Source organism: Mesorhizobium sp. M7A.F.Ca.MR.148.00.0.0 (genome assembly GCF_003997735.1).
GTDB lineage: Bacteria > Pseudomonadota > Alphaproteobacteria > Rhizobiales > Rhizobiaceae > Mesorhizobium.
This window is the reverse complement of record NZ_RZTB01000357.1, coordinates 1-623: the sequence shown is the minus strand read 5'-3', so window position 1 is coordinate 623 and position 623 is coordinate 1. Positions and strand designations below refer to the sequence as shown.

Here is a 623-nt window from a genome sequence, read left to right as displayed (position 1 = left end):
ACCTTGTGCAGAACGACATCCGTTTTCAGCGAAACGTTGATCCAGGGACGCTGCTTGCCGGAGGTTGCCTTGAAGACGTCGCTGGTGACCCTGTTCATGGCGTCGGTGATGGAGACGTTGGATTCGCCGATACGCTTGAGGAGCGCCGAGGTGAAAGGCGAATGTTCGCCCGACCCGTCATAGGCAAGTTGATTGGGACTGGCGGCGAAAGCGACGAGCGTGCCGGCGCTACCATTCTCTACCGGGATCTCGGCAAGGCCGCTGCTGGCGCCGTTGACGCCCGCGGTCTTGGCCAGCACCTCGGCGAGGGGATTGTCGCGGCAAGCGTCGAGAAACACCATGCTGATGCTGGTCTCTCGTGACATCTGGCGCAAAACGAAATCGACCGACACGGCTTCGAAGTCGAGGGAGGTTTCATCTTCCAGCGCAACGTCGACTGGAAGCAGATAGTTCTTGCCCGAAACCTGCAGGCCGTGGCCGGCATAGAAAAACAGCGCGATGTCGGCACCGCGCACCTGTTTCGCGAACTGCTCGATCGTCGCCTGTGTCTGCAGCTTGGTCAGGTCGAAGCCGGAAACGACCTCAAAATCGAGTTTCTTCAAGCGTTCGGCCATGGCCTGGGC

1 protein-coding gene is annotated in these 623 nt (G+C 59.9%); it reads right to left on the bottom strand.

The window, feature by feature from the left end; translation table 11 throughout:
* Positions 1 to 623: caspase domain-containing protein (locus EOB49_RS34485; protein WP_206526200.1), on the bottom strand; the 623-nt coding region annotated here is incomplete at both ends.